Annotated in this window: 1 protein-coding gene and 1 pseudogene; one reads left to right on the forward strand and one right to left on the reverse strand. The window is 67.0% G+C overall.

Annotated features, from left to right (window positions below; translation table 11 throughout):
* Positions 1–75: 75 nt before the first annotated feature.
* A complete protein-coding gene (locus ABZ860_RS27670) occupies positions 76–12,369 on the forward strand; it encodes a DNRLRE domain-containing protein (protein WP_357225395.1) in 12,294 nt (4,097 codons plus the stop codon).
* 612 nt (positions 12,370–12,981) lie between these two features.
* Here ABZ860_RS27670 and ABZ860_RS27675 read toward each other — a convergent pair.
* Positions 12,982–14,284: pseudogene (locus tag ABZ860_RS27675) on the reverse strand (IS1380 family transposase).
* Positions 14,285–14,452 lie beyond the last annotated feature (168 nt).

Consider the following 14,452-nt stretch of genomic DNA (forward strand, 5'->3'; position numbering starts at 1 on the left):
TCTTTATTTCAGCTTTATGGAGGCGAGCGGCCGTGCCGTGCCGCGCGCTTCGCATTGCGTGCGGAGGGGTTCGGCGTGCCGATTTCGCGTGCCCGGAAACTGCTGCCCAGCATGGTCCACGGCCGTTTTTCGCGGGCGTGGGTCGGGGCGGTGGTCGCTCTCGGTGTGTTCGTCGCCGGGATCGGCGTGCCGGACGGGTTGGTCACCGCGGCGAGCGCCGCGACCGAGACGCGGACGCAGCAGGAGCGAAGTGTCGAGAGTCGGCCGGTCGTGGCGCCCACTCCTCATGTGAAGGCCGAGGAGGCGTCGCACCAGGCAAAGAAGCCACCGGCGCCGGTGTGGCCGAAGAGCGGGTCGGCGCGGGTGGACGTGGTGGCGGGCAAGGCTGTGGCCGTACCGGGGTTGCCGGTGGCGGTGGCCGCCGCTGATGCGGCCGGGGCCACGCCGAGTTCATCGCCGAGCGTGTCGCCCTCCCCCGCGCCCTCGCCCACGAGCAAGAAGTCGGCGTCCGGGCGGGATGAGAAGTCGCCGAAGGCGGAGGCGTCGCAGGAGCCGGTGATGGAGTCTCCGGCGTCGGTGACGGTGCAGACGTTCGACAACACCGTGGCCCGAAAGGTCGGCGGTGTCGGCATGGTGCTGCAGCTGACTCGGGCCGACGGCGGCACGAGCCCGGCGGCGGCCAAGGTCACAGTGGACTACTCCTCCTTCCGCGGTGCGGGCGGGGGCGGGTTCGCCTCCCGGTTGACACTGGTGCGGCTGCCGGCGTGTGTGCTGGCCCAGCCGCTGACGGCCGAGTGCGCAAAGCAGCGGTCGGCACAGCAGCGGGTGCTGCCCGTGGTCAACGACGTGAAGACCAGTCATCTAACGGCCGAGGTCGAGGTCGCCCCGGCAGCAGGCGGCGCCCCCACCGGCCCCGGCAGCGCCGCAGCCGGTGGGGCGCAGGCCACGCCTGCGGCGAACGCCTCGGCCGGGGCCGCTGCCGCCGGTGACACCGCTGCGGACTCCACCGATGGGTTCGTCTACGCGGTGGCGGCCTCTGCTGCGGCGACGGCGGAGGGGTCGCTGGTGGGTGATTTCTCGGCGTCGCCGTTGAAGCCGTCGGGGACGTGGCAGGCGGGCCAGTCGGGTGGGGCGTTCACCTACAGTTACCCGATCACCGCCCCGCCCGCCCCGTCCGGCGACGCCCCGAAGCTGGCGTTGCAGTACTCCTCGGCGGCGGTGGATTCGCTGACCTCGCAGACCAACAACCAGTCCGGCCTGGTCGGGATGGGCTGGGACTTGAACACCGGATTCATCGAGCGGTCGTTCGTGTCCTGTTCGGGGTATGCGAAGTCGGGCCGGATGGGCTACAACACCGCCCAGGTGGGCTGGCCGGACAAGTGCTGGGAGTCGCCGTACGGGGATCCGACCTCCTCCAAGCTGACCTTGTCGCTGGACGGCCACTCCACCGACATCGTCAAGGACACCTCCGGTAAGTGGCGCACCGTCGAGGACTACGGCTGGAAGATCGAGCCGATGTCCTCGCAGTCGTGGTGGCGGATCACCACCCAGGACGGCACGGTCTACCGGTTCGGCTACAACACCGACTCCTCGCTGGCGATGGCGTTCATCGGCGACGACGACGGCGAGCCGTGTCATCAGTACTACCCCGAGCCCGGCAGCGGCGAGTCCGAGGTTGAGCAGCTCTGTGAAAAGCCCTGGCGCTGGATGCTGGACCAGGAGGTCGACCCGAACGGCAACGTGTTCGACTACTCCTACGACAAGGAGGATGACGAATACTGCACGGTGGCGCTGGGCGACTTCAACAATCCATGCGCGCAGTACGACAGGGCCGTCAACGTGTCCGCGGTGAGCTACGGCGGCAACATCAACGTCGACCCGAGCCCGACCGCGCGGATCATATTCACCACCTCCGATCGGGCCTCCAGCGGCGTCACCGACGAGCCGGAATTCTGTGAGGACGGCGACTATTCGGACTGTTGGTTCGGCACGGGGCCGCGGTTCTACACCAGCCGGAAGCTGACTTCGATCACCACCCAGACCGTGATCCCGGGTACCTCCAACTGGGAGGACGTCACCCGGTGGGACCTGTCCTACCAGTGGCTGGACGGCGGTGGCTGGAACGGGGACCAGTACCCCATCTTGTGGCTGGACTCCATTCAGCAGGTCGGCCTGGCCGGCGGCAACGGAACGCAGATCGCCCTACCGCCGACCACGTTCGAGGCGACCTTCCGGAACAATGCCGTCAGCATCGAGCTGGACCCGGTGCAGTTCCCCCGCATCAACGGGGTGAACAACGGGCTGGGCGGCCGCAGCGAGGTGGAGTACGGCCAGGAGAACCCCTGCCCGGAAATGGCGCAGTATCCCCCGACCGACATCTGGGACGACTCCGGCTACGACTGCTACTTCATCACCACCCGCTACGACTACGTCAACGACACGAAGTACTACTACGGCGAGGTCTACGCCAAGTGGCTGGTGAAGTCGGTCACCGACATCGACATGGTGGGCGGCTCACCCAGCAAGGTGACCAGCTACTCCTACGAAGACGATCCGGGCTGGGCGATCCCGGATAACCCCTTGGCCGTGCGCGATCCGTTCATGCGCGATGACTACACCGAGTGGCGCGGTTACGGTCAGGTGACCACCACCGTCGGCGGCGGCTCCGGCTCATCAGGGGTCAGCACGACCTCGGCGAAGTTCTTCCGCGGCATGTCCGGACGATCCGTCACCGACTTCGACGGCAACAGCTACCCGGATCGCATCGAGCTGAACGGGCGCACCCTGCAGGAACAGGCCCGCGACAGCAACGGGGAGAACTCCTCCACGCGGTATGAGTACAAGGTCACCGGCACCGGCACCGGCCCGGGCACGCGTGACCCCTTCCGTGTGGACCAGACGCGGAAGGTGACCCGTGAGAAGGCCACCACCGGGTGGCGCTACACCGACACCAAGACCACCTACAACTCCGACGGGTTGCCGGACACGGTCAACGACTACGGCGACACCAGCACCGCGTCTGACAACACCTGCACCAAAATCACCTATGCCCGGAACACCACAGCGTGGATGCTCAACTACCACGCCTCGGAGGAGAAGCATGCCGGTGACGACTGCACCACCGGTGAACTGCTGAGCCGTACGGTCTACCTTTACGACGGAGCGAGCGATCCGTCCGCGAACGTCCCCACCCATGGGAATGTGACCGAGACCCGCGCATACCGCACCAACACCGACTACGCCACGTCCAAGTCGACCTTCGACAACTATGGCCGGCCGCTCACGACGACCGACCCACGCCAGAAGACGACCACCACCACTTACAACCCCGCCGTGGGCTGGCCGAATGACGGCGTGACGGTCAAGAACCCGCTCGAGCACACGGTGACCACCTGGTCCTCCCGATACAACGGTCAGCCGGTCGGCATGCGCGATGCCAACAACAACAACGTCAACATCGACTACGACGTCCTAGGCCGCACGCTGCAGCTGTGGACCCCCGACGCGCCCAAGCCCGCTCGCGATGACACCGACCTCAGCGACAATCCCCCCGCGGCGAAGGTCGCCTACACCGTCACCGCCAGCCAGCCATCCCGGACCATGGTCTCCCACCTGCAGTCCGGCGCCGGCACCAGAACCCCCACGTACACCTCCACCTACACCTACAGCGACGGCTTCGGCCGCGAGCGTGAGGTGCAAACCGCCTCGCCGACAGGCGGCCGCATCGTTCAGGTCACCACCTACAACGAGCGCGGCCTGACCGAGCGGACCTCCGCTCCGGTGTACAACGTGAACGCACCCGGATCGGGCCTGCTGAACCCCGCATGGAGCAAGGTTCCGCAATGGTCCAAGCAGGAGTACGACCGGCTCGGCCGAATCACCGCCCAGGTGGACATGACGGCCGACACGAGCGGCGAGAAAGAGTTCCGCCGTACGACCACCAACTACCTGGGCGCGGACAAGTACGAGGTGATTCCGCCGGTGGGCGGCAAGACCGTGTACTACACCGACGCCGCCGACCAGGTCACCAAGATCGAAGAATGGCTGAGCGGCGGGGGCAGCGGTCAGCAGGCGGCAGCTGTGGCAGGGCCGGTGCCGCCGGGTTCTTCGTCCAACTCCTCTGCCGCGACTGCCTCGGCCACGTCGCAGGCCGCGCCCGCACAGCCGTCTTCGTCCGCTGCCTCTTCCGGGGCGGGTGTCGCGCAGCCTGAGGTCGGGGCGGCTGCCGATGCGGCGCTCAAGGCCGCGGTCAAGCAGGGCAAGCGGGTGCAGGTCGAGGCGGCGACGACCGATTCCTCGGTGGTGTATGCCAACCCGGATGGAAAGACCTTTACCGCCGAGTTCACCGCCGGCCCCTCCCGGGTGAAGCAGGGGCAGTCCTGGGTGCCGATCGACACCTCGCTCGTCGAGGACGGGCTCCTGCGGCCGAAGGCCGCGGCCGCTCAGGTGGAGTTCTCCACCGGAGGGACGGGCGTGTTCGCCAAGATGACACGGCAGGACGGCACGGTCTTCGCCTTGTCGTGGCCGAGCGCGCTGCCCCGCCCCCAGGTGAAGGGGAACACGGCGACCTACGCCGATGCGGCAGGGCCGGGGGCCGATCTCGTGGTGACCGCGCTGGCGACTGGGTTCCGGCACGATGTCGTGCTGCGGCGCAGGCCGTCCGGTCCGGTGGAATACCGGCTGCCTGTCGAGACATCCGGCTTGACCCTGAAGACCGCTGAGACTGGTGGCCTGACCCTGAGCGACAAGGGTGGCACGGTCGTCGCGGCGGCCCCCACGCCGGTCATGTGGGCGTCATCCACGCCCGATGCCGGCGCGGACGCGAAGGGTAAGCGGCGCCCGCGAAAGCGTGGGAAGATCACCACCAGTGTCGTGCAGGAGCAGGGCCACCAAGTGCTGGTGCTTCAGCCCGACCCCGGTTTCCTGGCTGACCCGGCCACCACCTATCCGGTGACGATCGATCCCACGACCACGCTTCCGCTGAGCAGCGACACCTACGTCATCAAGGGCGAGAGCAGTACTCACGCGGGAGACTCCGAGCTCGCCGCCGGTGCGGTCTTCAACTTCGTCGGTGTCGAAGTCGCGCGTTCCTATCTGAAGTTCGACACCAGCTCCTTGGCGGGCGCGACCGTGTCAAGCGCCACGCTCAGCGCCTATCAGATGTGGGTCGATTCCTTCGAATGCCCCACCGGTGGCATCGTCGCGGCGCGGGTGACCTCCAGCTGGAACCCCAGCACCGTCCTGTGGACGAACAAGCCCACCACGACCACCAGCGGCCAGGCCACGGCGTCGGAGACCGGTGGCTGTTCCGGCGACCGGTCCATGTCATGGAAGGTCACCTCGATGGCGCAGGCGTGGGCGTCGGGGACCGCGAACTACGGCATCGAACTGCGCGGAACTGATGAGAGCAACGCCGCCGACTATGAGGTCGGGTTCGCATCGTCCGAGGCCGGCTACGGCGACCCTCCCACGTTGAGTGTCACCTACACCCTGCCCTCGGCCCCCGCGGCCTCCAAGCTGTCGATCACCCCGGTCACCGGGTCCGCGGTGTCGTCGCTGACACCGACCCTGCACGCAACCGTCTCCGACCCCGCCGGGGGAAACCTGCGGGCCGACTACGAAATCGAGCACGACCCCGCCTACACCGCGGAAGGCACCGGTCAGATCTGGGCGGGCAGCTCGGCCACCGTCACCTCCGGCAACGATGCCCCCGCCACCGTCCCGGCCGGGAAACTCACCGACGGGTGGCACATCCGGTGGCGGGCCCGGGCCACCAACACCGGCGCCTCCGTCTCTTCGGCCTGGTCGGCCTGGCAAACCACGACCGTGAACGTGCCGGACCCGCTGGTGGACCAGTTCCAGGTCACTCCGTCGCAGGTGCTGTCGGGGGAGACTGTTACCTCCACCCTCACTCCCGCGCTGGCCGCCCGGGTAACCACACCCGACGCGGGGGCGTCGCGAGTGGAGTTCGAGCTGGAGCACGACCCGGCCGACACCGCCCACGGCACCGGCAGCATCTGGACCATCGGCAACACGCAGACAGGGACGGCCAAGTCCGCGGCGGCTGGTGCCGCCCCCGCCGCGAACGCACCAGCCTCGAAAGCACCGACCGCGGATGCGCCGGCATCGCAGGTGCAGGACGCGCGTGGTAGCGCGTCGGTTGAGGCGAAGCGGTCGGGTAAGCCGGTCGAGGTGGCGGGGTTGACCTCGGCGACGAGTTCGACGGTGGCCAACCCGGATGGCAAGACGTTCACCACGACGGTCAGCACCCGTCCGGCCAGGGTCAAGCGGGACGGTGCGTGGGTGCCGATCGACACCAGCTTGGTGGATAAGGACGGCGTCCTGGTGCCGAAGGCCGGACCCGTGGTGAAGGTGTCGAATGGTGGTGACGGGCCGTTCGCCACTGTGGCCGACCAGGCGGGCAACTCCATTGAGCTGAGCTGGCCGACCCCGTTGCCCAAGCCGACGGTCGAGCGGAACAAGGCCCGTTATGCCGATGCGGCCGGTCCGGGCGCCGATCTGGTGGTGACGGTGCTACCCGGCGGTGTCCGCCACGACATCGAGTTGCGTGAGCGCCCCACGGCCCAGCTCAACTACCGCATCAACGTGAAGACCACCGGATGGAAGCTGCAGCAGGACGGCCAGGGCCGGCTCACGCTGACCGACAGCGCGGGCAAGCTGGTCGCCCCGGTGGCCCAGCCGGTCATGTACCCCGTGTCCGACCGTGGAGAGAGGAAGGCGGGGGGCGCCCAGGCCGGGACCAACGCGAATGCGAAGGCGGACGCCAGAACCAAGGGGGCCACGGGCCGGCACCGTCGTATGGGCCGTATCGCCACCCGCCTCACCGGTGAAGGTGATCACCAGGTGCTGGAGCTGACCCCGGACGCGGCGTTCCTGGCCGACCCCACGCTCACCTACCCGGTGACCGTCGACCCGACAGTGGATTTCTCACCGCAGGCCGACACCTACGTCGCTAACTGGGACAGCGTCGGCGACACCCACGCGGATGACACTTACCTCGATATCGGCGTTGACGGCGGCGACGTCACCCGCGGCTACCTCAACTTTGACACCTCATTCCTCACCGGCGCGACGGTGGCGCAGGCACAACTGTCGCTGAACAACTATGGCGCCCCTCAGTGCGTGCCGTTCGGCTCTGGCATTCAGGTCAGGAGGGTGACCTCCGCCTGGGACCCCTACACCGTCACCTGGAACAGCCAGCCGTATGCAACCAGCGAGGACGCGGTAGCCCGCCAGGACGCGTACGACTATAGAAATTGTCCCGACAACGGCATGGGCGGCATCACCGTGGCGTGGGATGTCACCGGCATCGCCCAGGACTGGGCCGCCGGTCAGCTCCGATACGGCCTGCAGATGCGAGCTGCGGACGAGAGCGCGGATGAGGACTGGCGCGTCTACGACTCCTCCGAAGGTGCCATCACTTACCCTGGCGAGGCTCAGGCACCGGAGCTGACCGTCACCTACACGCTGCCGTCTTCCCCCACGGTCGGCAACCTGTCGATCACCCCGTCGGCCGGGGGCGCGGTGTCGTCGCTGACGCCGACCCTGCACGCCACCGTCTCCGACTCCGCCGGGGGGAATCTGCGGGCCGACTACGAGATCGAACACGACCCGGCCTACACCGGCGAAGGTACCGGTCAGATCTGGGCGGGCAGCTCCGCAGGCGTCACCTCCGGCAATGACGCCCCCGCAGTGGTCCCGGCCGGGAAGCTGACCGCCGGGTGGCACATCCGCTGGCGGGCCCGCGCCACCAACACCGGCACCTCTACCTCCTCGGCCTGGTCGGCCTGGCAGGCTGCCACCATCAGCGCGGCGCAGGACCCGGTGGTCGACAATGTCGCCTCCGGCACCCAGGCCACCCTCAGCGTCCCCGCAGGCAAGCTTGGCGACGGGTGGAAGGTCCGCTGGCGCGCCCGCGCGGTCGCCGCCGGCTCCAACACCTCCGCATGGTCGGGCTGGCAGGCGCTGACGGTGAAGGTCCCCGCCGCCGCCATCTCCCAGCTGCAGATCACCCCCGCCCAGACGACCGACGGGCACACAGTGGTGTCGTCGCTAACGCCGCAGCTGCTGGCCACCGTCACCGACGCCTACGGGCAGCCGCTGCGCGCGGAGTTCGAACTCGAACACGACCCCGCCGACACCCAGCACGGCACCGGCCAGATCTGGGCCACCGCGGTCGACAACATCGCCTCCGGCACCCAGGCGTCGGTTACCGTCCCCGCCGGGAAACTGAACAACGCGTGGGGAATCCGCTGGCGTGTCCGCGCGCTCAACACCGCCACCCAGGTGACCTCCGCCTGGTCAGACTGGCAGACCGCCACCGTCGACATCGGCAATGTCCCATCTGAGCCGGCGGTGACGGCGCTACAGGTCGCTCCCTCCCAGGTCATCGACGGCACCACCGTGACCTCGTCGCTGACTCCACAACTGCTCGCCCAGGTCACCAACCCCGCCGGCGGCACGATGCGGGCGGAGTTCGAGCTGGAGCACGACCCCGCCGACACCGAGCACGGCACCGGCCAGATCTGGACCACCGGCGTTGACGACGTTCCCGCCGGCACCCAGGCGACGGTCACCGTCCCCGCTGACACGCTGAGTGAGGGGTGGCTGGTGCGCTGGCGCGCCCGCGCCGTCGCCGGCGAGGCCGCCTCCACGTGGTCGGACTGGCAGACCGTCCGCGTCGACCAGCCCGACCCCGTGCTGGGCACCCTGCAGGTCACCCCGTCCGAGGTCGTGGACGGCAAGACGATCAGCTCGTCGCTGACCCCGCAACTGCTCGCCCAGGTCACCGACCCCGCAGGCGGGAAGGTACGGGCCGAGTTCGAGCTGGAGCACGACCCCGCCGCCCCCGAGGACCAGGGCACGGGCCAGATCTGGACCACCGCGGTCGACGACGTAATCTCCGGCACGCAGGCGTCCGTGACCGTCCCCGACGGCAAGCTGTCCGACGGGTGGGTGGTGCGCTGGCGCGCCCGCGTCGTCACCAGCGGCGGTACCTCTGCCTGGTCGGACTGGCAGCAGCTGACCGTGACCGACGGCTCGCTCATCCCGGTCGTCGACAACCCCCGTACCCGCCCCGGCAGTAACGGCACGACGACCACGTTGACTCCCGCCCTGCTGGCCACCGTCAGCTCGGCGCAGGGCGGGCAGCTCGGCGCCGAGTTCGAAGTCGAACACGACCCCGCCGACACCGCTCATGGCACCGGCCAGATCTGGACCACTTCGGTCAACGGGGTGACCTCCGGCAACGACGCCACCGTCACCGTCCCTGCCGGCACTCTCAGTAATGGATGGAAGGTTCGCTGGCACGCTCGCGCCGTTAAGAACGGCATCGCCTCGGACTGGACGGCCTGGCAGTCGGTCACTGTCAGCGTGCCGAACCACTACGACACCACCTTCGAGTACGACCGCGAAGGACAGATGGTCAGGCAGACCGACGCCAACGGCAACGTCCGCACCTTCACCTATAACCTGCTCGGCCGTCGCATCGGGGTGCACGACCCCGACGCGGGTGATTCCCAGCAGGCCTACGACGATGCCGGCAACCTGCTGTGGTCGACCAATGGCAAGGGCCAGAAGGTCTCCTACTCCTACGACGACATCGGCCGGCAGACTGCCCAATGGGCAGGGGAGCGCGACAGCGGGGCCAAGCTGGCCGAATGGGTCTATGACACGGCCACTAACGGTAAGGGGAAGCTGACGTCGGCGACCCGGTACGCCGGCGGCAACGCCTACGTGGACACGATCACCGGCTACGACGAGATGGGCCGCCCCACCGGCTCCACGCTGACCATCCCCTCCTCCGAAGGGCTGCTGGCCGGCACCTACACCTTCGCCACCACCTACACCACCACCGGGGAGGTGGCCACCTACACCATGCCCGCCGGCGGCGGCCTCCCTGCTGAGACTCTCACCTCCACCTATACCGACCTGGACCTCTTCTCCCGGATGACCAGCGGCTTGGGCGGTGGGTTCACCTACGTCGACTCCACCACCTACTCCGGCACCGCACGCTTGACCGATCGCGCTTACGGGACGGGCGGGAAGATCAAGCGGCACCTGGAGTGGGACCCGGCCACCGGGTGGGTCAAGAACGTCACCACGACGACCAAGGCCGACACCAGCGGTCCCGTGACGGCGCAGGACGACCGGTACGACTACGACCTCTCCGGTGAGATCACCAAGATCCTCGACGCTGCTGCGGCCAGCGGCGGCAGCGCCGGCCAGTACGAGTGCTTCACCTACGACGGCCTTCACCGCCTGTCCCAGGCGTGGACCACGACCGCGTCCGCCTGCGGCACCAGTACGGCCGCCGCCGACAACCAGGGCATCGACCCCTACGCCCAGTCCTTCGCCTACGACGGTGTGGGTAACCTCACCAGCCTGACCTCCAACGGTCAGGCCGCAATCTACGACTATCCCCAGTCCGGGACCGATGCGGTCCGGCCGAACGCGGTCACCTCCATCGCCAGGCCCGGCGGCACCGACACCTACGCCTACGACAACGCGGGCCAGCTCACCTCCCGCACCGTCGGCGGTAAGGCCGGCGCCTTCTCCTGGAACGAGCTCGGTCAGTTGGAGAAGGCCACCATCGACGGCCAGGACACCACCATGGTGTACGACGCCGACGGGGAGCGCCTCATCCGCCGTGACCCCGGCGGTAAGGCCACCTTGTACCTCGGCTCCATGGAGATCGAGATCAACGGCAGCGCCATCACCGGCAAGCGCTACTACACCACCCCCGACGGCGCCACCGTCGCCATGCGCACCGGTGGCGACGGCGTCACCTGGCTCATGTCCGGCCTGCACGGCTCCACCCAGCTCGCCGTGAACGACACCACCGGCAAGGTGTCCCGCGAGCGCTACCTGCCCTTCGGGCAGCGCCGCGGCGCCGACGACCTGCCCTTCACCGACCACGGCTTCCTCGGCAAGGTCGAAGACGAATCCACTGGATTGGACTACCTATCTGCCCGCTACTACGACCCCACTATCGCTAAGTTCACGTCCACCGACCCTCTCCTCGATTTCCGCAAGGCACAATGGGCCAACCCCTATAGTTACGCGGGCAATAACCCGATCGGCCTGTCGGATCCCACCGGACTGAGCATTGGCGCTGGAGGAGCCTCCTTCGACAGCTGCACGACAGCAGCCCAGTGCGATGCACAAAAATGCATCAAGCAGTACGGCGCCGTCAAATGTGCAGAGCTGGAGAAAAACAAAGCAGCGAAAGCGGAAGGCGACGCCTGGGATAGCATCGTCGGCATCATCAAGGAACTGGCTAAGATTGCCGCCGATGAACTCGGGATCACAGACGGAATTAATTGCGTCCTAAAGGGCGACATCTCCGCATGCTCCAACACCGCCCTCAACATCCTGTCCAGTCTGGCTGGCGGCATAGCAGGAAAAATTGCCACCAAGTACGGCCTTCCCTGGAAATGGAAGAAAGCCTATGAGCTGGGTGAAAGACTTGCGGGTCTTGTAAAGCGAGGCATTGAGGCTGTCAAGAGCTGGCTGAACGCAAAATCTGCGCTGAAGAAGGCCGAAGACGCCTACCAGTTAGTGAAGAAGACGTGTAAGCTTAACAGCTTCGTCGCTGGGACCGAGGTCATGCTCGCTGACGGCAGCAGTAGACCCATCGAGAGCATCAAGGCCGGAGATAGTGTTCTCGCGACAGACCCCGCTACCGGGAAGACCACGGCTAAGACGGTCGCCGCCGCTTTCTCCGGCAACAACTACGTCAATTTGGTCCAGATAACCGTCGACACCGACGGCAATCACGGACGCGCCGCCAGCACCATCACCGCCACCGAACATCATCTGTTCTGGGACTCGGCCCACCACGCCTGGGTCCGCGCCGACGAACTGACCAGCGCCGACCGCCTCCGATTGCCGGACGGGCGAACCCTGCGCGTCATCAGCGTAAGCCCAGGTCGAGGACATCCCGTTGTATACGACCTGACTGTCGTTGACCTCCACACGTACTATGTGCTCGCAGGTGTCACTCCCATCTTGGTGCATAATTCAAATGGGGCGTGTGGTGTCCTGCCGACACCCAAGGTGTCGGATAGAAAACTCCAGAACCTTGTCAACTACCTCTACAAGGGAACTGGAAATCCCAATCTAATTGGCGACGGAACTACTATGAGCGCTGCGCAACATGAGCTTCGAGGTGGGGCCTTGGTCCAGGGGCGTGGCCACATTCAGAAGGCAAGGGAAGCGATCCGGGCCTTGGAAAACTGGATGGACAGGAACCCGGGGGCCAGTGAGCATGACATGCTTGTTGCTAGAACGTTGCGGGCTTCGTTGCAGGACGCTCTCAGGGGTCGATATATGGACGGTACGGGATGACTCGCTCAGCGGAATGGCTCGTCGACGAGCTAGTCTCAAGAGTCCCCGAGTTGGGTGAAGTGCGCGCCGAGCATCTTCGGGACAATGGAGAGATGCTTCCGCATATTCTGTTCTGGGATTTTATGCAGGCTATCGTCTCGGCTTATCAAGGAGAGCGCTCGACTCGTCTAGACTGGCGAGCGGCGCTAGAATTTCTAGAGGACTCCTTTGGTATCCTCGATGAATATACTCAAGGTGTGATATCTGCCTCGTTTCTTTCATCTCTTCCATATCCGGGAGAGCCCGGTGCTGGGATAGTCGATCACCTCGGTTCGAGTCTTAGTCGTGAATTGACTGTATCTAGAGGTCCGCAGAGTTCCTGAACCCACTCCTCCGCTATGAGGGAAAGGAGGGGCTGGAAATCTAGCCTCGATCTTTCGCGCCCATCCGGTGGCTGAGTGGTTCGGCTGGAGTGTGAAATCGCGGCCGTGGTCAGCCTGGTGGCCCGGCTGTCGCGCCGGGTGGGGCGGGGTTCCACGGGCCCGCGGGGTGTTCTTCCTGGTTGTCGGAGCGGGTTGGTGCTAGTCAGGTCGGTGTCGGGAGCGCTTGCAGCCGGGTGATGGCGGTGACCAGCTAGCCGGCCCAGGGCCAGGACGCGGCCAGGCGCAGCCGTAGTCGTCGTCCGCCGCGGACCAGGCGGGCGGCGACGGCGAACAGGCGCAGCCGCAGCCGCAGCCGTTTGGGCTCATACCGGCGGGCCGGTCCGTCGAGGGCGAGCATCTGCATCCAGGCGATGAGTTCGCAGGCCAGGGCGACGATCTCCGTCCAGATCTGGTTCTGGGTGAAGTCGTGCAGCGGCAGGTTGCGCAATCCGGTGTCCTTGGCGGCGCGGATGCGGTCTTCGCAGCGGGCGCGGCGGCGGTGGCGTAGCTCCAGGTCGGCGAGCTGACCCCGCTTGGTGTCGGTGACGAAGCACGTGAAGCGGTGCCCGTCGATGTCAGTGAAGCGCAACTGCGCACCCGGGTGCGGGCGCTCTTTGCGTACGAGCAGGCGCATCCCCTTCGGCCAGCCGTCCAGCTTCACCATGCCGGTCAGCTCGGCGACCCACGCACCCGGGCGTACCTGGCCCTCGGCGTCGTAGGCGGGCGTCCACGCCTGGGCGGGCAGAGCTCCGATCGCGGCCTGGATCTCCTCGGTGAGGGTGAATCCGATCGAGTACGACAGCCGCCGCCCGGGCCGGGACAGCCAGGACAGGAACTCGCGGGTGCCGCCGCCGGAGTCAGTGCGGATCAGCACCTGACGCCGGCGGTGCAAAGGCAGCTGAGCCAAGGCCATGCGGGTTGCGGTGATGTGGTCGGTGGCGGTGTTGGACCCGGCGTTGCCGGGCCGCAGCAGCAGGGCCAGCGGTTCCCCGCCCCCTGCGAGGCTGTGGTCGGCGAAGACCGTCATCGGGTGGAACCCGAAAGTCTTCTTCCAGGTCGGCGCGGCCTGTTGCTTGTCGGAGTGGGCGATGACGATGGTCGCGTCGATGTCGATGGCAATCAGCTCCCCGTCGGCGCCGGGGGCGTGGGTGCCGGCCAGCTTCCAGGCCCGCTGCCGGGCGGCGGCACGAGGCCACGCGGATCGCCTTCAGCGCGCGGCCGGGGTCGGCGGCCAGGCGGTCGATCAGCCGGGACACGGTCGGATCGGAGGCTGTCGGGCCAAACAGCTCCGGCTGGGCGCGGAGCATCGCGATGTCGGCCAGGCAGTTTACGCCCAGTGCCAGGGTGAGGGCCAGATCGGTGATGATCTTGCCGGGATCGTGCACGGCCCGGGACGGACGCCACCGCTCCAACTGCGCTAACAGCGCCGCATCCAGCCCGGTGATCCGCAACGTCTCCTTCAGTAACAGCCCATCGGCCCGCGAGACGAGTCCTGAGCCGTCAGCGGACACCATAATCTTGCGCCGGGGCGCGGTAGTCTTCACTCGGAAAGTGCCTTCTGAACTGGTGCGGACAGGACCTTCGACAAGCCCGATCCTCCGCGTTCAAGGCACTTTTCTCATGTAAACGATCAAGCCCGCTCAAATTCGCCGTGAAAGCCCGAGGCTAACCGCCACAGTTGG

Origin of the sequence: Microbispora sp. NPDC046973, assembly GCF_040644495.1 — a bacterium.
Taxonomy (GTDB): domain Bacteria; phylum Actinomycetota; class Actinomycetes; order Streptosporangiales; family Streptosporangiaceae; genus Microbispora.